The following is a 23,048-nucleotide window of genomic DNA, read 5'->3' on the forward strand; positions in this document are numbered from 1 at the left end:
GTGAAACAGTTGCCCTCAATTATATCGACCGACCCCCTCACCGATCCTCCGGAAGGGGCTGAACCTGAAGAGGGTGCCGATCTCGCGGAGTCCAGCGAGCTGCGGCCCTTCGCCATCGACCAGGCGCAGAACGGCCAGCGGCTCGACCGCGCGCTGGCTGTGCTGGTGCCCGAGTTCTCGCGCAGTTACCTTCAGCAACTCATTGAGGCCGGTGCGGTCGAGCTGCAAGGGCGCACGCTCACCAAGGTCTCTGCCACGGTGCGCGTCGGCCAGTCGGGGCGCATCGAACTGCGGCCCACGCCCCAGAGCCAGGCCTTTCGGCCCGAGGCGATGGACCTGGTCACCGTTCACGAAGACGAGCACCTGCGGATCATCGACAAGCCGGCCGGCCTGGTGGTGCATCCGGCGCCGGGCCACTGGAGCGGCACGCTGCTGAACGGCCTGCTGGCGCTTGATCCGAAGGCCGTGCTGCTGCCGCGCGCGGGGATCGTGCACCGCCTCGACCGCGACACCAGCGGCCTGATGGTGGTGGCGCGCACGCGGGCCGCAATGGACGCCATGGTGGCGCTGATCGCCGCGCGCGACGTGAAGCGCCAGTACCTGGCGATGGGGCACAAGGCCTGGGAGGGCGCGGCGGCCCGGCAGGTCGATGCGCCGATCGGCCGCGATCCGCGCAACCGGCTGCGCATGGCCGTGGTCGACCTGGAGCGCCACGCGGGCAAGACCGCGCGCACCCTGATCGAGCGGCTCGACAGCCACACCGAGGGCTGCGCGGTGCGCTGCACGCTCGAAACCGGCCGCACCCACCAGATCCGCGTGCACATGGCGTCGATCGGTCATCCGCTGGTCGGTGATGCGCTCTATGGCGGCGCGCCCGCGGTGGGCCTGGCGCGGCAGGCGCTGCATGCGTTCCGGCTGGCGTTCGTGCATCCTGTCACGCAGCAGGCGATGGAGTTCCGTTCGCCGCCGCCGCCCGATCTGGCCCAGGCTTTGCAGACCTGGGGGCTGGATTACAATCGCGCCTGACGGCCCAAGGGCCGCGCCGGCCACCCGATGCCGGCCTTGCGTTGCACTCGCCGCGTGCCGGCAACGCCTTCCCCTTCCATCCATCTGAACAAGCGTCGCCAGGCGCCTTTTTCCGGATAACGCGAACCATGAATACGGCGGATGCCAAGCGCATTCTCGAAACCGCCTTGATCTGTTCGAGCCAGCCGCTACCGGTGCGCGACATGCGCGTGCTGTTTGACGACGAGCTGGGCGTGGACACCATCAAGGTGCTGTTGCTCGAACTGCAGGAAGACTGGGCGCAACGCGGCCTGGAGCTGGTGAGCGTCGGCAGCGGCTGGCGTTTCCAGAGCCGGCCCGAGATGCGCGATGCCCTCGATCGCCTGCATCCCGAGAAGCCGCCGCGCTACACGCGCGCCGCGCTCGAAACGCTGGCCATCATTGCCTACCGGCAACCGGCCACGCGCGGCGACATGGAAGACATCCGCGGCGTCACGATCAACTCGCTGATCCTCAAGCAGCTCGAAGACCGCGGTTGGGTCGAGGTGATCGGCCACCGCGAAACGGTCGGCCGGCCCGCGCTCTTTGCGACCACGCGCCAGTTCCTCGACGACCTGGGCCTGGCTTCGCTCGACCAGTTGCCGCTGGTGGAAACGCCCGCGCAGCAGGCTGCGTTGGTCGATGCCTTGCAGCAGGCCTCGGGCGACCAGCCGGGGCTGCCGATGGACATCGACGCGGCGGACGCGGCGGACGAGGAAGCTGCAGAGCCCGTGGCCGAAGAGGGCGTGCAGCCCGAACTCGCCATGGTTGATGCGCCGCCCGAGTCGGCCGAACTGGCCGAGGTCGTCTCGACCGATGCGGCGGAGTTTGCCGAAGAGGTGGTGGCGATCACCGAAGGCGATGAAGCCGTCGAGTCTGTAGATGAGGCGCCGCCGGCGTCCGAGCCAGAAACCGGCGCGTTGCCCGCCGAACCCGAAGTGGCCGCCGCGCCCGAAGAACCCGAATCCGACGTCCCGTCCCCCGCAGCGGACGAGACCGACCCCCACGACCCCCACGCTGTTTCTCCCGGAAAAACCCCATGAGCTCATCCGACACCGACGACGCAGCAAAGCTGCCGGTCGAACCCGAAGTCAAGAAGCGGAAGCGGGCAGCCACGCCCAAGCAGGCGACGGAGGTTGCGGTCGAATCCGTGGTTGCGCCCGCGGAGCCGGCAGAGGCCGAGGCCGAAGCAGCGCTGAAGAAGCCGCGTGCGCCCCGCAAGAAGAAGGTGGTCGAGGTTCCGGCTGCCGATGAGCAATTGCAGAGCGCGGCGGAAGTCGCTCCTGCGGCCGAAGCTCCCGCGACGGTGGAGCCCGATGTGGCGCCCGTGGTTGCCGAAGCCGGGGCGGCTGACGAAGACGAGCCCGCACCGGTCGAAACGAAGCGTCCCCGGGCGTCCGATCAGGACGACGATCGCGCGGACGATGATGAAGACGACGAGGAAGACGAGCCCGACGAAGAGGAAGACGACCTCGACCGTGCCCGTCGCGCCGCCGAGCGCGAGCAGCGCAATGCGCTGCCGCCCGAGCCGATCCGCTTCTCCGACGTCATTTCCGGCCAGTTCGATGCCGACGAAGAGAGCCCCGAGGTGCCGCCGCTCAAGCGCGTGCTGCTGCCCGAAGCCGATTCGCCCAAGCTGCACAAGGTGCTGGCGCAGGCCGGTCTCGGTTCGCGCCTCGAGATGGAGCAACTGATCCTGCAGGGCCGCATCTCGGTCAACAACGAGCCCGCCCACATCGGCCAGCGCATCCAGTACGGCGACCAGGTCAAGATCAACGGCAAGCCGATCCGCTACCGCATCGCACCGCCGCCGCCGCGCGTGATCGCGTACCACAAGCCCGTGGGCGAGGTCGTCACGCACGACGATCCGCAGAACCGCCCGACGGTGTTCCGCAAACTGCCGCGCCTGCAGCAGGGTAAGTGGCAGTCGGTCGGCCGGCTCGACCTGAACACCGAAGGCCTGCTGCTGTTCAGCAGCTCCGGCGACCTGGCCAACCAGCTCATGCACCCGCGCTTCGGCCTGGAGCGTGAGTACGCGGTGCGCGTGCTGGGCGCGCTCACCAGCGAAGAAAAGAAGAAGCTGCTCGAGGGCGTGCGCCTCGACGACGGCATGGCGCAGTTCGGCACCATCGAAGACGGTGGCGGCGAAGGCTCCAACTGCTGGTACCGCGTGACCATTTCCGAAGGCCGCAACCGCGAGGTGCGCCGCCTGTTCGAGTCGGTGGGCCATGCGGTCAGCCGGCTGATCCGCATCCGATACGGCGCGATGGTGCTGCCGCGCGGTCTCAAGCGCGGTGCCTGGATGGAACTCGACGAGCGCGACATCCAGGCGCTGTTCCAGGCCTCGGGCGGCGCGCAGGCGCGCCCGGCGGGTCCGCAGCAGCAACGGGGCCCCGGTGGTCCGGAAGGCGGCGGTCGCAACGGTCGGAACAAGAAGCGCCGTGGCAACAACAACAACCGCACCGGCAACAACGCCGGCGGCATGGGCGGCGGCCAGCCGCGTGAAGCGCGCGGCGAAGGCCGCGAGGCGCCGATCCCGAGCCCGCTGGGCGACGGTCGCCCGCCGCGTGGCGAGCGCGGCGGACGCGGTGGCCCCCCCAACCGGGGCGGCGGCAACGGCGGTCCGCCACAGCAGGGGCGCCGCGGCAACGCCGGTCCGGGCAATCGCCAGGGCGGCCAGGGGCAAGGGCAGGGCGGCGGTGGCAACCGGGCGCCAGGTGGTGGCGGCGGCGCTGCGAACCAGCCCGATCCGATGAAGACCTCGCTCGGCTACATCGGTGCCGACAGCTTCTCGCGCCAACGCAAGGAGCAGCGCAGCGGCCCGGGACGTCGCGGCGGTGGCGGCGGCTCGCAAGGCGGTGGTGGCTTCGGCGGCCCGGCCGGCAGTCGCCGTCGCGGACGCTGAAAACCAGCCGTCGCAGCGCGGCCTTTCGCGGGGTTTTCACCAATCCCGCAGGTCGCGCCGGTTAAAATCAGAGGCTTTGTCGACGGGCCGCGAAACAAATTCGCTGCAGTTGTGACAAAACACTTCAAAATCAAAGCTCAGGAAGCACTTCAATGGCTATCGAACGTACCCTTTCCATCATCAAGCCCGACGCCGTCGCCAAGAACGTCATCGGCAAGATCGTCTCCCGCTTCGAGGCTGCCGGCCTCAAGGTTGTCGCCGCCAAGCTGGTTCACCTGTCGCGCAACGAAGCCGAACAGTTCTACTCGGTGCACAAGGAGCGTCCCTTCTTCAAGGACCTCGTCGAGTTCATGATTTCGGGCCCCGTGTTCGTGCAAGCACTCGAAGGCGAGAACGCCATCGCCAAGAACCGTGACCTGATGGGCGCCACGGACCCGAAGAAGGCAGCCGCCGGCACCATCCGCGCCGACTTCGCCGACAGCATCGACGCCAACGCCGTTCACGGCTCGGACGCGCCCGAAACGGCTGCCGCCGAAGTCGCTTTCTTCTTCGCCGGCCTCAACGTCTACGCACGCTGAAGCCGTTTCTCGCCTGAATTCATGACCACAGCCAATCTGCTCGAATTCGATCTCGACGGGCTGGCTGCGTTCTGCGAAAAACTCGGCGAGAAAAAATTCCGCGCCACGCAGCTGTTTCGCTGGATCCACCAGCGTGGCGCCAGCGACTTCACCCAGATGACCGATCTGGCGAAGTCGCTTCGCGAGAAACTCGCGACCACCGCGCGCGTGGAGGCCCTGTCGGTCCTCACGCAGCATGAATCCAAGGACGGCACGATCAAGTGGCTGTTCGACGTCGGCGGTGGTGATGCGGTCGAGGCCGTGTTCATTCCCGAAGACGATCGCGGCACGCTGTGCGTGTCGTCGCAGGCCGGTTGCGCCGTGGGCTGCCGTTTTTGCTCGACCGGGCATCAGGGCTTCAGCCGCAACCTCACCACGGGCGAGATCGTCGCCCAGCTCTGGTTCGCCGAGCACTTCTTGCGCAAGCACCTCAAACGCAATGAGCGCGTCATCTCCAACGTGGTGATGATGGGCATGGGCGAGCCGCTGCAGAACTACTCGGCGCTGGTGCCCGCCTTGCGCACGATGCTCGACGACAACGCCTACGGGCTGTCGCGTCGCCGTGTCACCGTGTCGACCTCCGGCGTGGTGCCGATGATCGACCGCCTGGGCACCGATTGCGCCGTGGCCATGGCCGTCTCGCTGCATGCGCCCAACGATGCGCTGCGCGACGACCTCGTGCCGCTCAATCGCAAGTACCCGATCGCCGAACTGCTCGAGGCCTGCAAGCGCTACCTCGTGCATGCGCCGCGCGATTTCATCACCTTCGAATACTGCATGCTCGATGGCGTCAACGACCTGCCCGAGCATGCGCGGCAACTGATCGAACTCGTGCGCACCCATGGGGTCTCGTGCAAGTTCAACCTGATTCCATTCAACCCGTTTCCGGCGTCGGGCCTGCTGCGCTCGCCGCAACCGCGCGTGCTGGCCTTTGCCCGCACGCTGAGCGAAGCCGGCCTCGTGACCACCGTGCGCAAGACGCGCGGTGACGACATCGACGCCGCCTGCGGACAACTCGCCGGCGACGTGAAAGACCGCACCCGTGCGGCCGAACGCATGGCCCAGCGCCGTGCGGCGGTGGCCGAGCGCCCCGTCGTTCTGCACCCGCCCCGCGCCAAGACCCCCAAACCAACCGTTCCCCAGGAGCATTGACGCAATGAGCATGGCCTTACCGACGACGACCGCGAGCGCGCAGCGAGTGCTGAGCGCAGGAATCGCGAGCGTCGCCGTGGTGCTTCTTCTCGCGGGCTGCGTCAACACGCGAACCACCACCACCGGGCTTGTCGGCAGTGGGGCCGACAGCGGCACCACTGTCGTGACCGACACCGACGAAAACAACCGCCGGCGTGCCCGTCTGCGGATGGAACTGGCCGCCGGCTACTTCGAGCACGGCCAAAACTCGGTCGCCCTTGAAGAGCTCAAGCAGGTGCTGGCCATCGACCCCGGTTATGCTGACGCCTACAGCCTGCGCGGCCTCGTCTACATGCGGCTCGAGGATGCGGCCCAGGCCGAAGACAGTTTCCGCCGCGCCGTCGCGATCAATCCGCGCGACGCCAACACGCGCCACAACTACGGCTGGTTGCTGTGCCAGCAGAACCGCTACGGCGACGCCGCACAGCAGTTTGCCGCGGCACTGGCCGTGCCCAGCTATGCCGACCGCGCCAAGACGCTCATGACCCAAGGGGTCTGCGAGCTCAAGGCCGGCCAGCGGCCGCAGGCCGAGCGCAGCCTGCTGCAGGCCTACGAACTCGATGCCAGCAATCCGGTGATCGGCTTCAACCTGGCCTCGGTGCTGGCGCAGCGCGAAGAGTGGTCGCGTGCGCAGTTCTACGTCCGCCGCGTCAACAACAGCCCGTCGGCCAATGCCGAGACGCTGTGGCTCGGCGTCAAGATCGAACGGAAGCTCAACAACCGCGAGGCTGTCGCGCAGCTGGGCGGTCAACTGCAACGACGTTTCCCTCAATCGCGGGAGGCAATGGCATACGAGCGCGGGAATTTCAATGACTGAACGGGTTTCGGAGTTCGGGACGTCTGCGGCACTGCCGCTGGCCGAAGGCGACGTCGTGGAAAAGACGGCTGGCGACATGTTGCGCGAGGCGCGCGAAGCGCACGGGCTGCACATCGAGATGGTGGCCGCCGCGCTCAAGGTGCCGCCGCAAAAGCTGCTCGCGCTCGAGGCCGACGACATCGCCTCGCTGCCCGACCCGGTGTTCGCCCGGGCCCTGGCCGGCAGCGTGTGCCGCGCACTGCGCATCGATCCGGCGCCCGTGCTCGCCAAGCTGCCGGGGGCGCAACGCGCTCCGCTGGCCGAAACCAATCGCACGCTGAATGCCCGCGTGCTCTCCGGCACGCCGCGCTGGAACGGTGGGCGCTCCGGCGGCCTGCCGTCGCGTGCGCTGCTGACGGTCGTGGTCCTGCTGCTGATCGGTGCCGGCGTGCTGTTCTGGATGCCGCAATCGGCGTTCGACCAGATCGGCGCCTCCGTCTCCCGACTGACCGCCAAGAACGATGCCGAGGTCATGCCGCCTGCCGATCAAGGGGGCGTCTCGGAGCCCGTGCCGACGCAGGCCGTGGCGCCGACCGGCCCGGTGGGCGCCGCACCGGCCGCTGGCGTGGTGGCTGCCGTGCCAGCCGCCCCGGCCTCCGCACCCACGGCGGCCGTGGCCAACACCAGCACTGCCAGCAGCCAGCAACTCGTCCTCGTGGCGCGCGAAGAATGCTGGGTCACCGTCACCGAAGCCGGTGGCAAGCAGTTGTTGCGCCGCAGCCTGCAGGTCGGCGAGACCGTCGGCCTGTCCGGCACGCTGCCGCTGTCCGTGGTGATCGGTCGCGCATCGGCGGTCGATGTGCAGGTGAACGGAAAGCCCTACGATCTGAAGCCTGTCACCCGCGGAGGCGGCGTGGCGCGTTTCGAGGTGAAATCGTGACAACCGACTGCACTCCTCAACCCATTGAATCGGCTGCGCCCAAGGCGCGCCGCTCACGCCAGGCCAGCGTGGTCTGGGGACCGCGCACGGTCACGGTGGGGGGCGACGCGCCCACGCGCGTGCAGTCGATGACCAACACCGACACGGTCGATGCCATTGGCACCGCGATCCAGGTCAAGGAACTGGCCATTGCGGGCTCCGAAATGGTCCGCATCACCGTCAACACGCCCGAAGCCGCCGCGCAGGTGCCCTACATCCGCGAGCAGCTCGACCGCATGGGCATCGACGTGCCGCTGATCGGCGACTTCCACTACAACGGCCACCGCCTGCTCACCGACTATCCGGCCTGCGCCGAAGCGCTGAGCAAGTACCGCATCAACCCCGGCAACGTGGGCAAGGGCGACAAGAAGGACAAGCAGTTCGGCCAGATGATCGACGCGGCCATGCGCTGGAACAAGCCGGTGCGCATCGGCGTGAACTGGGGCAGCCTCGACCAGGAACTGCTTGCCAGCCTGATGGACATCAACAGCCAGCGCGCCACGCCCTGGGATGCCAAGCAGGTGATGTACGAGGCGCTGATCACCTCGGCCATTGAATCCGCCAAGCTGGCCGAGTCGATGGGCATGGCCGGCAACCAGGTCATCCTGTCGTGCAAGGTGAGTGGCGTGCAAGACCTGATCTCGGTGTACCGCGAACTCGCGCGGCGCTGTGACAACCCGCTGCACCTGGGCCTGACCGAAGCCGGCATGGGCACCAAGGGCACGGTGGCTTCGGCCACGGCACTGTCGATCCTGCTGCAGGAGGGCATTGGCGACACCATTCGTGTGTCGCTCACGCCGCAGCCGGGCGAGTCGCGCACGCAGGAAGTGCTGATCGCCAACGAAATCCTGCAGGCCCTGGGCCTGCGCGTGTTCGTGCCGAGCGTCACGGCCTGTCCGGGCTGCGGTCGCACCACGAGCACCACGTTTCAAGAGCTTGCCAAGCAGATCGACGACTACCTGCGTCAGCAGATGCCGGTCTGGCGCAAGAAGTACCCGGGTGTCGAGACGCTGAAGGTGGCCGTCATGGGCTGCATCGTCAACGGTCCCGGCGAGAGCAAGCACGCCGACATCGGCATCAGCCTGCCCGGCACCGGCGAGGCGCCGGCCGCGCCGGTCTTCATCGACGGCGAAAAGGCCCTCACGCTGCGCGGCGACAATATCGCCAACGAGTTCCACCAGCTCGTCGAAACCTACATCGAAAAGCGCTTCGGCAGCGAACACGCTGTCCTGGCCTGACACCTCCGCAGACTCATGGCTGAAAAACTGAATGCCGTCAAAGGCATGAACGACATATTGCCGCCCGAATCGGCGCGCTGGGAATGGCTTGAAGCCATCGTGCGCGACCTGATGGGGCGCTATGCGTACCGCAACGTCCGTACCCCGATCCTGGAGCACACGGCGCTGTTTGTGCGCGGCATCGGCGAAGTGACGGACATCGTCGAGAAGGAGATGTACGCCTTCGAAGACCGCTCGGACAAGCATGGGCAGGCCGAGCATCTGGCGATGCGCCCGGAGAACACGGCCGGCCTCGTGCGCGCCGTGATCGAGCACAACATGCTCTACGAAGGCCCCAAGCGCCTCTGGTACACAGGCCCGATGTTCCGCCGCGAAAAGCCGCAGCGCGGGCGCTTCCGCCAGTTCCACCAGATCGGCGCCGAGGCGCTCGGCTTTGCCGGGCCCGATGTCGACGCCGAGCTGATCCTGCTGGCCACCGCGCTGTGGAAGGCCATCGGCCTGACCGACGTGCGCCTGGAGCTCAACAGCCTGGGCCAGCCGGCCGAGCGTGCGCTGCACCGCGCCCAACTCATCGCCCACTTCGAGCAGCACGCCGACAAGCTCGACGAGGACGGCAAGCGCCGCCTGCACAGCAACCCGCTGCGCATCCTCGACACGAAGAATCCGGCGATGAAAGAGGTGGTCGAGTCGGCGCCGAAGCTGATCGATTTCCTCGGCGCCGAATCGCTGGCGCACTTCGAAGGGCTGCAGGCCATCCTCAAGGCCAACGACATCGCCTTCACGATCAATCCGCGCCTCGTGCGCGGTCTTGACTACTACAACCTCACGGTGTTCGAGTTCGTGACCGACCGTCTCGGTGCGCAGGGCACGGTGTGCGCCGGTGGCCGCTACGACGACCTCATCGCCCAGATCGGCGGCAAGCCGGCGCCCGCGGTGGGCTGGGCCATCGGCGTCGAGCGCGTGCTCGATCTGCTGAAAGAGCAGGGCGCCGAAGTGCCCGCGCCGGTGCCTGACGTCTATGCCATCGTGCCCGACGCCGCCTCGATGCCCGTCGTGCTGCGTGCCCTGCAGCAGCTGCGTGAAACCGGCGTGCGCGTGCAGATGCACGCCAGCACGGCCGAAGGCCTTGCGAGCTTCAAGGCGCAGATGCGAAAGGCGGACGCCAGCGGTGCCGCTTATGCCCTGATCTTCGGCGCCGATGAACTTGCACGCGGTGAAGTGACTCTCAAGGCCTTGCGCGACGCCAGCGTTGCGCAGTCCGCCCGCTCACTTGCTGAAGTGACCACCTGGGCCGCCACCCTACAATCGCCGGCTCCCAACCTCTGACAGCGCATGGCCACCCATCTCGACCTCGAAGAACAGGAACAGCTCGACCAGCTCAAGCATTTCTGGAACACCTACGGCACCCTGATCACCTGGGCCGTGCTGCTCGTCGCCGGCGCCTTCGTGGCCTGGAACGGCTGGCAGTACTACCAGCGCACCAAGGCTGCCCAGGCCGCGGCTCTCTATGACGAGGTCGAACGCAGCACGCAGTCCGGCGACGTCGAGCGCATCCAGCGCGTGATGACCGACATGAAGGAACGCTTCGCAGGCACCGCCTACGCACAGCAAGCCGGCCTGCTGGTCGCCAAGACGCTGTTCGACAAGGGCAATGCCGACGGCTCGCGCGCCGCGCTGGGCTGGGTCGCGCAGAACGCCGTCGACCCGGGCTACCAGGCCATCGCCAAGCTGCGGCTCGCGGCCGAACTGCTCGATGCCAAGTCTTATGACGACGCGCTCAAGCAACTCGACGGCAAGGTGCCGACCGAATTCGAACCGCTGGTGGCCGACCGCAAGGGCGACATCTACATGGCGCAAGGCAAGCGCGACGAGGCTCAGGCCGAGTACCGCAAGGCCTGGACCGGCCTTGGCGCTGGCTCGGACTACCGCCGGCTGGTCGAGATCAAGCTCGACGCGGTCGGTGTCGACCCGAAGACCCTGGCGCCGACCGTCACCGTGACGCCCGCCGTCCCCAAGAACTCCTGATCGCACACCCTCATGAATTTCAAGCGTTTCATGCCTGAATCGACCGCCCTGCGCGCGGGTTCTGCTCTTGTTCTGGTCGCGCTACTGGCCGCCTGCTCGGGCTCCGGCAAGCCCAAGCCTGCCGAACTGCCGGCCAACCCGTCCCTGATGGGCGTGCGCCAGGTCTGGAACGTGCGGATTCCGGGCGTCGAATTCCCGCTCACCGCCGATGTCAGCGGCGACATCGTGACCGTGGCAGGCAGCGACGGCACGGTCGTCGCTATCGACGCCCGCGCCGGTCGCGAGACCTGGCGCGCCAGCGCGGGTGCGCCGCTGGCGGCTGGCGTCGGCAGCGACGGTTCGCTGACGGCCGTGGTCACCACCAACAACGAAGTGGTCGCCATCGAAAACGGCAAGGTGCTGTGGAAGCAGCGCCTGTCGGCGCAGGCCTTCACCGCACCGCTGGTGGCCGGCCGCCGCGTCTTCGTGCAGACCGCCGACCGCAGCGTCAGCGCCTGGGACGGCCAGAGCGGCCGCCGCCTGTGGCAGCAGCAGCGCCCGGGCGAGAACCTCGTGCTGCGCAAGTCGGGCGTGCTGATCGCGGTCGGCGACACGCTGGTTGCCGGTCTGGGCGGCCGACTCGTCGGCATGAACCCCGGCAACGGCAGCTCGCGCTGGGAAGCCCCCATCGCCGCGCCGCGCGGCACCAACGACGTGGAACGCCTGGTCGACCTGACCGGCAGCGTGAGCCGCTACGGCGACACGGTCTGCGCACGCGCTTACTACGCCAGCGTCGGCTGCGTCGACACCCTGCGTGGCCAACTGCTCTGGAGCAAGCCGGCCTCGGGCGCTGACGGCGTGAGCGGCGACGAGCGCTTTCTCTACGGCACCGAATCCGACGGCAGCGTCACCGCCTGGCGCCGCGCCGACGGCGAACGCGCCTGGCAGATGAGCCGCTTCAAGAACCGCGAGCTGACCGCGCCGCTGGCCGTGGGCCGTTCGCTGATCATCGGCGAGAGCACCGGCACGCTGCACTTCGTATCGCGCGAAGACGGTGCGCTGCTGAATCGCGTCACCCCCGATGGCTCGGCCATCACCGTGACGCCGGTCTTGGCCGGCAACACGGTGGTTGTCGTGACCGCGAAGGGCGGCGTCTTCGGTTACCGCCCTGAATAATCATTTTTTGTCTTTCTCTTACTTCCAAGGCCCGACCATGAAAACCGCGCCATCGAAAGGCCGGCCATGAAGCCGGTCGTGGCCCTGGTCGGCCGTCCCAACGTCGGCAAGTCGACGCTCTTCAACCGCCTGACCCAGACGCGCGACGCCATCGTTGCCGACTTCGCCGGCCTCACGCGCGACCGCCATTACGGCAACGGCCGCCTGGGCAAGCACGAGTTCATCGTGATCGACACCGGCGGCTTCGAGCCCGATGCCGGCAGCGGCATCTACAAGGAAATGGCCAAGCAGACGCGGCAGGCCGTGGCCGAGGCCGACGTCGTGATCTTCGTGGTCGATGCCCGCGAAGGCCTCTCGGCGCAAGACCACGACATCGCCAACGAGCTGCGCCGGCTGGGCAAGCCCTGCGTGCTGGCGGCCAACAAGGCCGAGGGCATGCACGACGGCACCAAGCTGGTCGACTTCTACGAGCTGGGCTTCGGCGACGTGCACGGCGTGTCCGCGGCGCACGGGCAGGGCATGCGCGACCTGGTCGAACTGGCGCTCGAGCCGCTGAATCTGCCCGACCCGGACGACGAGGAAGACGAAGACGACGTCAACAAGCCGATCAAGCTGGCGGTGGCCGGCCGGCCCAACGTCGGCAAGTCCACACTGATCAACACCTGGCTCGGCGAAGAGCGCCTGGTGGCCTTCGACATGCCGGGCACGACGCGCGACGCCATCTCGGTGCCGTTCGAACGCAACGGCCAGCACTTCGAGCTGATCGACACCGCCGGCCTGCGCCGCAAGGGCAAGGTGTTCGAGGCGATCGAGAAGTTCTCGGTGGTCAAGACGCTGCAGGCCATCGAGTCGGCCAACGTGGTGCTGCTGTTGCTCGACGCCACGCAGGGCGTGACCGACCAGGACGCCCACATTGCCGGCTACATCCTCGAAAGCGGACGTGCCGTGGTGATCGCCATCAACAAGTGGGACGCGGTCGACAGCTACCAGCGCGAGCAGATCCAGCGGCAGATCGAAACCCGGCTGCCGTTCCTTAAATTCGCGTCATTGCATTTCATTTCGGCCATCAAGCGGCAGGGCCTCGGCCCGGTGTGGCAGGCCATTGCGCAGGCCCACAAGTCGGCCACGCGCAAGATGTCGACGCCGGTGCTGACGCGCCTGTTGCTGGAGGCGGTGCAATTCCAGGCGCCCCAACGCGGCGGCATGTACCGGCCCAAGCTGCGCTATGCGCACCAAGGCGGCATGAATCCACCCGTGATCATCATTCATGGCAATTCGCTGGAACACGTGACCGACGCTTACAAGCGTTTCCTGGAAGGGCGTTTCCGCAAGGAATTCGACCTCGTGGGCACGCCCTTGCGGATCCAGTTCAAAAGCTCGCAAAATCCGTTTGCAGACAAGGACAAGTGAGCTCACTTGGCTGCCGATGGCAGCCGATGAGCTGCAGCTGGAGTGGAAGTTCCGTCTTTTGAGAACCGTTATTTTCTCAAGGCTTTTGACCCCGATTGCTGCGGCGCAGAAACCCTGTGTTAAGGTCATCTCTCCAACAACTACTCTTGAACACGGAGAATATCGTGAGCAATAAAGGGCAACTTCTGCAAGACCCGTTTCTGAACACCTTGCGTCGCGAGCATGTGCCGGTTTCCATTTATTTGGTGAACGGCATCAAGCTGCAAGGCCAGATCGAGTCCTTCGATCAATACGTCGTGTTGCTCCGCAATACAGTGACGCAAATGGTCTACAAGCACGCCATTTCCACCATCGTGCCGGGTCGTGCCGTCAACTTCTCGGCCAACGAGAACGACGACGCCGCTGCCTGATCGCGCGGAGCGCGGCGGTAACCCCGCCGCGCTTTTTCCATATTCTGATTCCGCTTGTCTGATTCGATCCCCCGCCAGGAAGGCGCCGCCGTTCTCGTCGGCGTCGATTTCGGGCTGCCCCATTTCGACAGCGAGCTCGAAGAACTCGGCCTGCTCGCACAAACGGCGGGCCTGACGCCCGTCGCCCGCCTGGCCTGCAAGCGCAAGGCGCCCGATGCGGCGCTTTTCGTCGGCAGCGGCAAGGCCGAGGAGATCAAGGAACTCGCCGCCATGCACCGGGCGAGCGAGGTCATCTTCGACCAGTCGTTGAGCCCAGCGCAGCAGCGCAACCTCGAACGCCAGCTCGATGTCGCGGTCTACGACCGCACCTTCCTCATCCTTGAGATCTTTGCCCAGCGCGCCCGTTCGCACGAAGGCAAGCTGCAGGTCGAATTGGCTCGACTGCAGTACCTGAGCACGCGGCTGGTCCGTCGCTGGTCTCACCTGGAGCGCCAGACCGGCGGTGCAGGTGTGCGCGGCGGCCCCGGCGAGAAGCAGATCGAGCTCGACCGTCGCATGATCAACGAGTCGATCAAGCGCACGCGCGAGCGCCTGGCCAAGGTGCAGAAGCAGCGCACCACACAGCGTCGCCAACGCGAGCGCCGCGAGACTTTCAACATCTCGCTCGTCGGCTACACGAATGCGGGCAAGTCGTCGATCTTCAATGCGATGGTCAAGGCCCGCGCCTATGCGGCCGATCAGCTGTTCGCCACGCTCGACACCACCACCCGCAACCTCTACCTGGGCGACGCGCGCCGGCAGGTGTCGATCTCCGACACGGTGGGCTTCATCCGCGACCTGCCGCACGGCCTGGTCGATGCGTTCAAGGCCACCTTGCAGGAGGCGGTCGATGCCGACCTGCTGCTGCATGTGATCGACGCCTCCAACCCGCACTATCCCGAGCAGATGGCCGAGGTGCAATCGGTGCTGCAGGACATTGGCGCGGGCGACGTGCCGCAACTGCTGGTGTTCAACAAGCTCGACGCCCTTGAAAGTGCGCAACATCCGCTGCATCTGCAGGACGAGATGGAAATCGACGGCGTGCAGGTTCCCCGCATCTTCCTCAGCGCCAAGACCGGTGAAGGCCTGCCGCTGCTGCGGGCCGAGCTGGCCCGGCAGTCGGGTTCCGTCGCCGATACGATGACCCCTGAGGCGGACGCTGAATTGCACGATGCGGCCCCTTGATTGGGCACAATCCCGCCACTGACACGAGAACGAAGCGAATGAATGCAAAGCCAGCGCGGAGAGGGTTTCTGGGCATGTTCAATCTGAACGATGGCCGATGGGGTCGCGGCGACGAGCCGTCCTCCAACGGTGACCGCCCGGCCGGCAACCGGCCGCCCGATGCCGATCCCCCCGGTGCCCCGATCCCGCCGCCTTCGAGCGGCAACCAGAACAACAACGGCAACGGCAATCGCCCGCGCGGCCAGGGCCCCAATCAGGGCCCGCCCGACCTCGACGAACTCTGGCGCGACCTCAATCGCAAGCTCGGTGGTTTCTTCGGCGGCGGCAAGGGTGGCGGCAACCGCCCCAATGGCACCGGCGGCGGTGGTGGCAACGGCTACAAGCCCGATATGAAAAATGCCGGTTTCGGCGTCGGCCTCGTGGCCGCCGTCGCGGTCCTGATCTGGCTTGGCACCGGCTTCTTCATCGTGAACGAAGGCCAGCAAGCCGTGGTCACGCAGTTCGGCCGCTACAAGTCGACGGTGAACGCCGGCTTCAACTGGCGCCTCCCGTACCCGATCCAGCGCCATGAGGTGGTGGTGACCACGCAGATCCGTTCCACCGACGTGGGCCGCGACGCCATCGTGCGTTCCACCGGCCTGCGTGAATCGGCCATGCTGACCGAAGACGAGAACATCGTCGAAATCAAGTTTGCCGTGCAGTACCGCCTGAGCGACGCGCGCGCCTGGCTCTACGAGAGCAAGTCGCCCGCCGAAACCATCGTGCAGGTGGCTGAAAGCTCCGTGCGCGAAGTGGTCGGCAAGATGAAAATGGACGCGGCGCTCGCCGAAGAGCGCGACCAGATCGCACCGCGCGTGCGCGCACTGATGCAGACCATCCTCGACCGCTACAAGGTCGGCGTCGAAGTCGTTGGCATCAACCTGCAGCAGGGCGGCGTGCGTCCGCCCGAGCAGGTGCAGGCCGCCTTCGACGACGTGCTCAAGGCCGGCCAGGAACGCGAACGCGCCAAGAACGACGCCGAGGCCTATGCCAACAACGTCGTGCCGCTGGCCACCGGTACCTCGTCGCGCCTGAAGGAAGAGTCCGAGGCCTACAAGGCGCGCATCGTCGCGCAGGCACAGGGTGACGCAGGTCGCTTCAGCTCGGTGCTGACCGAATACCAGAAGGCACCGCAGGTGACGCGCGACCGCATGTACACCGACGCCATGCAGCAGATCTATGCCAGCACGACCAAGGTGCTGGTCGACAGCAAGCAGGGCTCCAACCTGCTGTACCTGCCGCTCGACAAGCTGATGCAGCAAGGCGGCGGCAACGCAGCCACACCTGTGGACGCCGCCAGCCCCAACGTGGCCGGCACCGCACCGGCCCAGTCGTCGGTGATCCCGGTGGCTCCCGCCACCACCGACGTGCGCGCCCGTGACGGCCGCTCGCGTGACCGCGACGTGCGCTGAGAAAGGCCCGGAACAACATGAACAGAATCGGTTTCATCGCCACCTCGGTCCTCGTCCTGCTCGTGCTGCTGAGCTCGACACTCTTCGTGGTCGACCAGCGCCAGTTCGGCGTGGTCTATGCCCTCGGCCAGATCAAGCAGGTCATCACCGAGCCCGGTCTCAACTTCAAGCTGCCGCCGCCGTTCCAGAACGTGTCGTACATCGACAAGCGCCTGCTGACGCTCTCCAGCCTCGACACCGAACCCATGCTCACCGCTGAAAAGCAGCGCGTGGTGATCGACTGGTACGTGCGCTGGCGCATCTCCGACCCACAGGCCTACATCCGCAACGTCGGTCTCGACGAGAACGCGGGTGCCATGCAGTTGAACCGCGTGGTGCGCAACGCCTTCCAGGAAAACATCAACAAGCGCACCGTGCGCGACCTGATTTCGGTGCGCCGCGAGGCCCTGATGGCCGACGTGCAGCGCGAAGTGCTGGCCGTCGTGAAGGGCGCCAAGCCCTGGGGCGTCGATGTGGTCGACGTGCGCATCACCCGCGTCGATTACGTGGAAGCCATTACCGAATCGGTCTACCGTCGCATGGAAGCCGAGCGCAAGCGCGTGGCCAACGAGCTGCGTTCCACCGGCACGGCCGAAGGCGAAAAGATCCGCGCCGACGCAGACCGCCAGCGCGAAGTGATCGTGGCCAACGCCTACCGCGATGCCCAGAAGATCAAGGGCGAGGGCGATGCTCAGGCGGCCGCTGCCTACAGCGAGGCCTTCGGCCGCGATCCGCAGTTCGCCCAGTTCTATCGCAGCCTCGAAGCCTACAAGCAGAGCTTCAACAAGAAGAGCGACGTGCTGGTGCTCGACCCGTCGTCGGACTTCTTCCGCGCCATGCAGAGCTCCGGCTCGGGCGGCGCGGCGCGCAAGTAACAACGGGTCTTCCGTTTCTCTGCTTTCCTGTCTGGAGCCGTGAGCGCCGACACCTTCTGGAGCGCGTTGGCGCTGGTCCTGGTGATTGAAGGCATCCTGCCTTTCGTCTCGCCGGGCGGGTGGCGGCGCGGCTTCAGCCAACTGCTGCAGCTGCGCGACGGCCAGCTGCGTTTCTTCGGTCTTTGCAGCATCCTGCTGGGTTTGGTACTCCTTTGGGTTCTGGGGTAACGCGGGCCCGGTAGAATCCCGGTTTAACCACGCCCCCGATCCCCATGTCCGCCTGGGTCCTCCCGGATCACATTGCCGATGTGCTGCCCTCCGAGGCGCGCCACATCGAAGAACTTCGACGCCAGCTGCTCGATACCGCCCGTGGCTATGGCTACGAGCTGGTGATGCCGCCGCTGCTCGAGCACCTGGAGTCGCTGCTTTCGGGCACCGGCGAGGCGCTCGACCTCCAAACCTTCAAGCTAGTCGACCAACTCTCCGGCCGCAGCATGGGCCTTCGCGCCGACACCACCCCCCAGGTGGCGCGCATCGATGCCCATCTGCTGAATCGCGACGGCGTGGCCCGGCTGTGCTACTGCGGCCCGGTGGTCCATACCCGGCCCGACCGCCCGCATGCCACGCGCGAGCCGCTGCAGTTCGGCGCCGAAATCTACGGCCACGCCGGCCTGGAAGCCGACACCGAAACCTTGCTGCTGGCGCTCGACTGCCTCGACGCTGCCGGGCTGCGCGACGGCGTGATCGTCGACCTGGCCGACGCCCGCATCGTGCGCGCGCTGTTCGCCGGCGTACCGGTCGACGCCGCCGCGATCGCCCGCGTGCACGCCGCGCTGGCCGCCAAGGACGCGAGCGAGTTGCAGGCGCTCACCAAGGATTTCCCCGCTGCGTCACGCGACGGACTGCGCGCCCTCGTGGGCCTGTACGGCGACGTCGCCGTGCTCGACGAGGCCGCCAGGGCCCTGAAGGACACGCCCGCCGTGGCCACGGCGCTGGCCGACCTGAAGCAGCTCGCCGCCGGCCTCAATGGCACGGCAGGGCGCCAGATCAGCTTCGACCTGGCCGACCTGCGCGGCTACGCCTACTACAGCGGCATGCGTTTCGGCATCTACGTGCCGGGCGCGGCCGATTCGCTGGTGCGCGGTGGCCGTTACGACGAGGTGGGCGCCGTGTTCGGCCGCAACCGTCCGGCCGTCGGCTTCAGCCTCGATGTGCGTGAACTCGTCGGCGTGTTGCCAGCGCGTCCGCTGCGCGCAGCCATCCGTGCGCCCTGGAGCGACGCGGCTGGCCTGCGTCAGGCGATTGCCCAATTGCGCAAGGCCGGCGAAACGGTAGTCTGCGTGCTGCCCGGCCACGGCAGCGAAATCGATGAATTCCATTGCGACCGTGAGCTCGTCGAGCAGGCCGGCCAGTGGAGTGTCCGAGCGATCTGAATTTTTAAGCAATGGAACGAGCATGAGCGTAACCACCGGAAGAAACGTGGTCGTCGTTGGAACCCAATGGGGCGACGAAGGCAAGGGCAAGCTGGTTGACTGGCTGACGGAAAGCGCCCAGGGCGTGGTCCGTTTCCAGGGCGGCCACAACGCGGGCCACACGCTGGTCATCAACGGCGTAAAGACCGCGCTGCACCTGATCCCGAGCGGCATCATGCGGCCCGGCGTCAAGTGCTACATCGGCAACGGCGTGGTGCTGTCGGCTGCCAAGCTCTTCGAGGAAATCGAAGGCCTGGAGAAAGCCGGCGTCGAAGTGCGTTCGCGCCTGCGCATCAGCGAGGCCTGCCCGCTGATCCTGCCGTTCCACGCTGCGCTGGACATCGCGCGCGAGGCCTACCGCGAAAAGGGCGGCATCGAGAAGATCGGCACCACCGGCCGCGGCATCGGCCCGGCCTACGAAGACAAGATCGCCCGCCGTGCGCTGCGCGTGCAGGACCTGAAGCATCCCGAGCGCTTCGCGGCCAAGCTGCGCGTGCTGCTCGAGCTGCACAACCACGTGCTGACCCAGGTGCTGGGCGCGCCCGCCATCGACTACGACACCGTGTTCGACGAGGCCATGCGCCACGCCGTGCTGCTCAAGCCCATGATGGCCGACGTGTCGCGCGAGCTGAACGACGCCCACAAGGCCGGCGCCAACCTGTTGTTCGAAGGCGCGCAGGGCACGCTGCTCGACGTCGACCACGGCACCTACCCGTACGTGACCTCGAGCAACTGCGTGGCCGGCAACGCCGCCGCCGGTTCGGGCGTGGGCCCGGGCATGCTGCACTACGTGCTCGGCATCACCAAGGCCTACTGCACCCGCGTAGGCGGTGGTCCGTTCCCCACCGAACTCGACTGGGCCACGCCGGGTACCCCCGGCTATCACATGAGCACCGTGGGCGCCGAGAAGGGCGTGACCACCGGCCGCAGCCGCCGTTGCGGCTGGTTCGACGCCGCGCTGCTCAAGCGCTCGGCGCAGGTCAACGGCCTGTCGGGCCTGTGCATCACCAAGCTCGACGTGCTCGACGGCCTCGAGAAGCTGGAGCTGTGCACCGGCTACGAACTCGACGGCGAGATCACCGACATCCTGCCGATGGGCGCGGACGAAATCGAGCGCTGCACGCCGATCTACGAAACGCTCGAAGGCTGGACCGAAAGCACCGTGGGCGTCACGCAGCACGACAAGCTGCCGGTCAATGCGCGCCTGTACCTGCAGCGCATCGAGCAGATCACGGGTGTGCCGATCCACATGGTGTCGACCAGCCCCGATCGCGATCACACGATCATGATGCGCCATCCCTACCTCGCAGACTGAACAGGAATGAACCAGACCATGTTGACCGAAGACGGCAAGCATCTCTACGTCAGCTACGACGAGTACCACAACCTGATCGAGAAGCTCGCGATCAAGGTGCACCAGTCGGGCTGGGAGTTCGACACCATCCTGTGCCTGGCGCGCGGCGGCATGCGCCCGGGCGATGTGCTCTCGCGCATCTTCGACAAGCCGCTGGCGATCATGTCGACCAGCTCCTACCGCGCCGACGCCGGCACGGTCCAGGGCCATCTCGACATCGCCCGCTTCATCACGACCCCCAAGGGCGAGATCGCCGGCAAGGTGCTGCTGGTGGACGACCTGGCCGATTCGGGCCACACGCTCCACGCCGTGATGGACATGCTGCGCAACAACTACAAGCCGATCACCGAGCTGCGCAGCGCGGTCATCTGGACCAAGGCGATGTCGACCTTCACGCCCGACTACTCGGTCGAGTTCCTGGCCACCAACCCGTGGATCCACCAGCCCTTCGAGGGCTACGACTCGCTCGGCGCCGAGAAGCTGATCGAGAAGTGGTCGGTCTGACGACCGGCCCAGGCACCACCGGCCGGCGCGCTCAGCTGCTGCAGCTGCCGCCGCCGGGGGTGTCGAACATCGCGGTGTAGCGCCGCTGCATTTCCTCCGGCGTCACCTTCTCGATGCTGTGACCCACGTTCCACCGGTGACCGAACGGGTCGCGGAAGACGCCGGAACGCTCCCCATAAAACTGATCCTGCGGTGCCATGTCCAGCGTGGCCCCCGCGGCGACCGCGCGCGCAACCAGCGCGTCGGCGTCGTCCACGTGCAGGTGCAGCGTCACGGCGCTGCCGCCGAGCGCCTTGGGCGAGCGGATGTTGAACTCGGCGAACTCGTCCGAGATCATCAGGATCGCGCCGTTGTGAAAGTCCAGCTCGACGTGCCCGATGCGGCCGCTGGGCTCGGTCAGGCGAAAGATTTCCTTCACTTCGAACACGTGGCAATAGAAGTCGACGGCGGCGGCGGCGTTGTCGACGCAGAGGTACGGAAACAGCTCGTGGATGGCCATGGCGGGACCTGCCTTTCTTTCTTGAATCGGGTGATGAAACGGGGACCGTGGCGCCGATTCTGCGCAGCCGCGGCGCTAGCGTCTTGAAGGAATTTGACCTGCGCTGACCGCCGGCACATGGCGCGGCGATGCAGCGCCCGTCTGCCGCCAGGTCTGCGGCGACAAGCCGGCCAGCGCGGAGAACTCGCGGCTCAGGTGCGCCTGGTCGCTGTAGCCCGCGGCGAGCGCGATGTCGGCCCAGGCGCGCGCCGGATCGTCGGCGGCCAGCGCCAACACACGGTCGAAGCGCATCACGCGGGCGTACTCCTTGGGCGCGAGCCCGATCGCCGCGCGGAACAGTGCGATGAATCTCCGGTGGCTGTAGCCGCTGTGTGCCACCAGCGTGGCGATCGATGCGGGCGTGTCGTGGTGCATCTGTCCGAGCGAGGCGGCCACGGCGGGGTGCAGGCCGTGCGGGCTGGTGCGGGGCAGGGCGGCGGCGGCCAGGCGCTGGGTCAGCAAGGCTTCGAACACGTCCAATTGCCGTGCCGGGTCGTGGGACGATGCATGCAGCTGTTCGAGCGCGTCGCCGGTCTGGCGTTCGCCCCACAGCGCGTCGAGCGGCGTGTGACAACCGCTCAGGGCGTCTTCCGGTGCGCCCAGCAGCAGGCGGGCGGCACCGGGGTGCAATTGCGCGCCGACAGAGCGTGTCGCCACCGACACATCGCGCAGGTAGAAGGCGGCGCGCGCACCACCGACGATCGCGTAGCCGACCGTGTGGCCGCGCAGGTCGCGAGTGTCTTCGAAGAGCCGCAGCGGCGGCCCTGAAAGCCGGAATACCAAGTGCATGCCGCCCGTGGGCAGCACGTGTTCGCGCGCGCCGGTGCGTGTTGGGGGTTCGCCCTCGGGCGCCGAGGCCCACAGCAGCCGCAGGAAGGGCCGCAAATGAGGGGACGGGGGCCGCGTCAGCTGCATGGCGCGACGGGCCCCGGAAAGGGCGGGCGGGTGACCATCGGCGCATTGTGCGCCGAGAGACCCGCCTCGCCGGGGTCGCTTACTTACTGGAAGCGAGGCGCTTCTGGATGTTGGCTGCGCGGTCGCCGGAGGCGGGGTGCGAGCTGAGCATCGAGCTCTTGCCGCCGTCGAGCTTGGCCAGCTTCTGGAACGCGGTGACGAGGCCTTCGCGCTTGAGCTTCTGCGTGGTCAGCAGGTCGAAGGCGTAGTTGTCGGAGTCGGTTTCCTGCGATTGCGAGAACTGCGCGTTGACCAGCTTCTCGGCGAAGTCGCCGATCTGCGAAGACGACAACTGCGTGATCGCCGCGTTGCCGGTGGCGCCGGCGATGCCGCGCGCGGCCGACACGGCGTAGGCGGTCTGCATGGCCTTCTTGCTGTGGCCCAGTGCGACGTGGCCGATCTCGTGGCCGATGATGCCGCGCAGTTCGTCGTCGTTCATGAGGTCCATGAGGCCGCTGTAGACGCGGATGCAGCCGTTGCCCATGGCCCAGGCGTTCACGTCCTTCGTGAGGTAGACCTTGTAGCTGGCGGGCTGGCCGCCGATGGTGGTCGGCAGGCCCTGGCGCACGCGCTCCAGGCGCTTGCTGTAGGCGTCGGTCGCGGGGGCGACCTTGGAGCTCTTGTCGAGTTCGGCACACGACTGGTTGGCCAGTGCCTGCACGTCGCCGTCGGTGAGCGACATGGCCTTGAAGGCGCTGCCGCCGGCGCCCGCGAGCGCGTTCGAATCCAGGTTCTTCAGGCCGCCGCAGGCGGACAGGGCCGCAGCGGCCGTGATGGTGATGAGCAGATGACGCATCGAGAAAATCCTCCCTTTATTTTCGGAGTCCGAACTCTATCCGCAATGCGCGAGCGATCCGGCCAAGGCCG

Annotated in this window: 23 protein-coding genes; 20 read left to right on the plus strand and 3 right to left on the minus strand. The window is 67.1% G+C overall.

All coding sequences use genetic code 11. The annotated features are described in order from the left end of the window. The 20 genes from CY658_RS10655 to CY658_RS10750 all read left to right on the plus strand — a co-directional run bounded on the left by CY658_RS10655 (nucleotide 1) and on the right by CY658_RS10750 (nucleotide 20,689). Nucleotides 1–1,026: an RluA family pseudouridine synthase gene (locus tag CY658_RS10655; RefSeq protein ID WP_374221096.1), complete on the plus strand. Its 1,026-nt coding sequence runs from the start codon at nucleotides 1–3 to the stop codon at nucleotides 1,024–1,026. 128 nt (nucleotides 1,027–1,154) lie between these two features. Beyond that, a complete protein-coding gene (gene scpB / locus CY658_RS10660) occupies nucleotides 1,155–2,087 on the plus strand; it encodes an SMC-Scp complex subunit ScpB (RefSeq protein WP_101490059.1) in 933 nt (310 codons plus the stop codon). Then, entirely contained in the window at nucleotides 2,084–3,949 is a 1,866-nt protein-coding gene (locus CY658_RS10665) for a pseudouridine synthase (protein WP_101490060.1), read from the plus strand. Before scpB ends, CY658_RS10665 begins: the two co-directional genes overlap by 4 nt. Nucleotides 3,950–4,101: 152 nt before the next feature. Further along, nucleotides 4,102–4,527 carry a nucleoside-diphosphate kinase gene (gene ndk, locus CY658_RS10670; protein ID WP_099790074.1) on the plus strand — a complete coding sequence of 142 codons (426 nt, stop codon included), beginning with the start codon at nucleotides 4,102–4,104 and terminating at the stop codon, nucleotides 4,525–4,527. A 21-nt stretch (nucleotides 4,528–4,548) separates the two neighbouring features. Next, nucleotides 4,549–5,718: a 23S rRNA (adenine(2503)-C(2))-methyltransferase RlmN gene (gene rlmN / locus CY658_RS10675; RefSeq protein WP_101490061.1), complete on the plus strand. Its 1,170-nt coding sequence runs from the start codon at nucleotides 4,549–4,551 to the stop codon at nucleotides 5,716–5,718. Between the two features lie 4 nt (nucleotides 5,719–5,722). Further along, nucleotides 5,723–6,574 (plus strand): type IV pilus biogenesis/stability protein PilW, encoded by an 852-nt coding sequence (gene pilW / locus CY658_RS10680; RefSeq protein ID WP_101490062.1) that lies wholly within the window; start codon nucleotides 5,723–5,725, stop codon nucleotides 6,572–6,574. Continuing rightward, nucleotides 6,567–7,493: a helix-turn-helix domain-containing protein gene (locus tag CY658_RS10685; RefSeq protein WP_101490063.1), complete on the plus strand. Its 927-nt coding sequence runs from the start codon at nucleotides 6,567–6,569 to the stop codon at nucleotides 7,491–7,493. The genes pilW and CY658_RS10685 overlap by 8 nt, the downstream gene beginning before the upstream one ends. Beyond that, on the plus strand, nucleotides 7,490–8,770 hold the full coding sequence (ispG, locus tag CY658_RS10690) for a flavodoxin-dependent (E)-4-hydroxy-3-methylbut-2-enyl-diphosphate synthase (protein WP_101490064.1): 1,281 nt from the start codon (nucleotides 7,490–7,492) through the stop codon (nucleotides 8,768–8,770). Before CY658_RS10685 ends, ispG begins: the two co-directional genes overlap by 4 nt. 15 nt (nucleotides 8,771–8,785) lie before the next feature. Continuing rightward, nucleotides 8,786–10,096 (plus strand): histidine--tRNA ligase, encoded by a 1,311-nt coding sequence (gene hisS / locus CY658_RS10695; protein WP_101490065.1) that lies wholly within the window; start codon nucleotides 8,786–8,788, stop codon nucleotides 10,094–10,096. A gap of 6 nt (nucleotides 10,097–10,102) precedes the next feature. Beyond that, on the plus strand, nucleotides 10,103–10,795 hold the full coding sequence (locus tag CY658_RS10700) for a YfgM family protein (protein ID WP_101490066.1): 693 nt from the start codon (nucleotides 10,103–10,105) through the stop codon (nucleotides 10,793–10,795). A 12-nt stretch (nucleotides 10,796–10,807) separates the two neighbouring features. Continuing rightward, complete coding sequence (gene bamB / locus CY658_RS10705; protein WP_101490067.1) at nucleotides 10,808–11,950, plus strand: outer membrane protein assembly factor BamB; 1,143 nt, start codon at nucleotides 10,808–10,810, stop codon at nucleotides 11,948–11,950. 66 nt (nucleotides 11,951–12,016) lie between these two features. Further along, on the plus strand, nucleotides 12,017–13,360 hold the full coding sequence (der, locus tag CY658_RS10710) for a ribosome biogenesis GTPase Der (RefSeq protein ID WP_101490068.1): 1,344 nt from the start codon (nucleotides 12,017–12,019) through the stop codon (nucleotides 13,358–13,360). Between the two features lie 164 nt (nucleotides 13,361–13,524). Continuing rightward, on the plus strand, nucleotides 13,525–13,770 hold the full coding sequence (gene hfq / locus CY658_RS10715; protein ID WP_056582504.1) for an RNA chaperone Hfq: 246 nt from the start codon (nucleotides 13,525–13,527) through the stop codon (nucleotides 13,768–13,770). A gap of 54 nt (nucleotides 13,771–13,824) precedes the next feature. Further along, entirely contained in the window at nucleotides 13,825–14,994 is a 1,170-nt protein-coding gene (gene hflX, locus CY658_RS10720; RefSeq protein WP_101490069.1) for a GTPase HflX, read from the plus strand. Nucleotides 14,995–15,068: 74 nt separating this feature from the next. Beyond that, a complete protein-coding gene (gene hflK / locus CY658_RS10725) occupies nucleotides 15,069–16,445 on the plus strand; it encodes an FtsH protease activity modulator HflK (RefSeq protein WP_101490070.1) in 1,377 nt (458 codons plus the stop codon). Nucleotides 16,446–16,462: 17 nt separating this feature from the next. Next, nucleotides 16,463–17,359: a protease modulator HflC gene (hflC, locus tag CY658_RS10730; protein ID WP_101490071.1), complete on the plus strand. Its 897-nt coding sequence runs from the start codon at nucleotides 16,463–16,465 to the stop codon at nucleotides 17,357–17,359. Nucleotides 17,360–17,398: 39 nt separating this feature from the next. Then, the gene (locus CY658_RS10735; RefSeq protein WP_062480756.1) at nucleotides 17,399–17,587 is read left to right on the plus strand and encodes a DUF2065 domain-containing protein; all 189 of its coding nucleotides are present in this window, start codon (nucleotides 17,399–17,401) and stop codon (nucleotides 17,585–17,587) included. A gap of 44 nt (nucleotides 17,588–17,631) precedes the next feature. Continuing rightward, entirely contained in the window at nucleotides 17,632–18,792 is a 1,161-nt protein-coding gene (locus CY658_RS10740; RefSeq protein ID WP_101490072.1) for an ATP phosphoribosyltransferase regulatory subunit, read from the plus strand. Nucleotides 18,793–18,814: 22 nt separating this feature from the next. After that, the gene (locus tag CY658_RS10745) at nucleotides 18,815–20,146 is read left to right on the plus strand and encodes an adenylosuccinate synthase (protein WP_101490073.1); all 1,332 of its coding nucleotides are present in this window, start codon (nucleotides 18,815–18,817) and stop codon (nucleotides 20,144–20,146) included. A gap of 18 nt (nucleotides 20,147–20,164) precedes the next feature. Further along, nucleotides 20,165–20,689, plus strand: a complete 525-nt coding sequence (locus tag CY658_RS10750; RefSeq protein ID WP_101490322.1) for a phosphoribosyltransferase — start codon at nucleotides 20,165–20,167, stop codon at nucleotides 20,687–20,689. Nucleotides 20,690–20,720: 31 nt separating this feature from the next. Here the strand turns inward: CY658_RS10750 and CY658_RS10755 are convergent, their stop codons facing one another. The 3 genes from CY658_RS10755 to CY658_RS10765 form a co-directional block, all read right to left on the minus strand. Continuing rightward, on the minus strand, nucleotides 20,721–21,188 hold the full coding sequence (locus CY658_RS10755) for a VOC family protein (RefSeq protein WP_101490074.1): 468 nt from the start codon (nucleotides 21,186–21,188) through the stop codon (nucleotides 20,721–20,723). Nucleotides 21,189–21,263: 75 nt separating this feature from the next. Further along, nucleotides 21,264–22,142 (minus strand): helix-turn-helix domain-containing protein, encoded by an 879-nt coding sequence (locus tag CY658_RS10760; protein ID WP_101490075.1) that lies wholly within the window; start codon nucleotides 22,140–22,142, stop codon nucleotides 21,264–21,266. Between the two features lie 79 nt (nucleotides 22,143–22,221). Beyond that, nucleotides 22,222–22,977, minus strand: coding sequence for a M48 family metallopeptidase (locus CY658_RS10765; RefSeq protein WP_101490076.1), 756 nt, complete (start codon nucleotides 22,975–22,977; stop codon nucleotides 22,222–22,224). Between the last annotated feature and the right edge of the window lie 71 nt (nucleotides 22,978–23,048).

The sequence above is a fragment of the Variovorax sp. RO1 genome (assembly GCF_002849325.1).
Classification (GTDB): Bacteria; Pseudomonadota; Gammaproteobacteria; order Burkholderiales; family Burkholderiaceae_C; genus Variovorax.

Bases quoted from the DNA above. Each gene is read 5' to 3' on its own strand.
- CY658_RS10750 (WP_101490322.1), top strand. From the start codon at position 20,165: ATGTTGACCGAAGACGGCAAGCATCTCTACGTCAGCTACGACGAGTAC.
- bamB (WP_101490067.1), top strand. From the start codon at position 10,808: ATGAATTTCAAGCGTTTCATGCCTGAATCGACCGCCCTGCGCGCGGGT.
- hflK (WP_101490070.1), top strand. From the start codon at position 15,069: ATGTTCAATCTGAACGATGGCCGATGGGGTCGCGGCGACGAGCCGTCC.
- ndk (WP_099790074.1), top strand. From the start codon at position 4,102: ATGGCTATCGAACGTACCCTTTCCATCATCAAGCCCGACGCCGTCGCC.
- der (WP_101490068.1), top strand. From the start codon at position 12,017: ATGAAGCCGGTCGTGGCCCTGGTCGGCCGTCCCAACGTCGGCAAGTCG.
- scpB (WP_101490059.1), top strand. From the start codon at position 1,155: ATGAATACGGCGGATGCCAAGCGCATTCTCGAAACCGCCTTGATCTGT.
- rlmN (WP_101490061.1), top strand. From the start codon at position 4,549: ATGACCACAGCCAATCTGCTCGAATTCGATCTCGACGGGCTGGCTGCG.
- CY658_RS10760 (WP_101490075.1), bottom strand. From the start codon at position 22,142: ATGCAGCTGACGCGGCCCCCGTCCCCTCATTTGCGGCCCTTCCTGCGG.
- pilW (WP_101490062.1), top strand. From the start codon at position 5,723: ATGAGCATGGCCTTACCGACGACGACCGCGAGCGCGCAGCGAGTGCTG.
- hflC (WP_101490071.1), top strand. From the start codon at position 16,463: ATGAACAGAATCGGTTTCATCGCCACCTCGGTCCTCGTCCTGCTCGTG.
- hisS (WP_101490065.1), top strand. From the start codon at position 8,786: ATGGCTGAAAAACTGAATGCCGTCAAAGGCATGAACGACATATTGCCG.
- CY658_RS10700 (WP_101490066.1), top strand. From the start codon at position 10,103: ATGGCCACCCATCTCGACCTCGAAGAACAGGAACAGCTCGACCAGCTC.
- CY658_RS10740 (WP_101490072.1), top strand. From the start codon at position 17,632: ATGTCCGCCTGGGTCCTCCCGGATCACATTGCCGATGTGCTGCCCTCC.
- CY658_RS10745 (WP_101490073.1), top strand. From the start codon at position 18,815: ATGAGCGTAACCACCGGAAGAAACGTGGTCGTCGTTGGAACCCAATGG.
- CY658_RS10685 (WP_101490063.1), top strand. From the start codon at position 6,567: ATGACTGAACGGGTTTCGGAGTTCGGGACGTCTGCGGCACTGCCGCTG.
- CY658_RS10665 (WP_101490060.1), top strand. From the start codon at position 2,084: ATGAGCTCATCCGACACCGACGACGCAGCAAAGCTGCCGGTCGAACCC.
- CY658_RS10765 (WP_101490076.1), bottom strand. From the start codon at position 22,977: ATGCGTCATCTGCTCATCACCATCACGGCCGCTGCGGCCCTGTCCGCC.
- CY658_RS10755 (WP_101490074.1), bottom strand. From the start codon at position 21,188: ATGGCCATCCACGAGCTGTTTCCGTACCTCTGCGTCGACAACGCCGCC.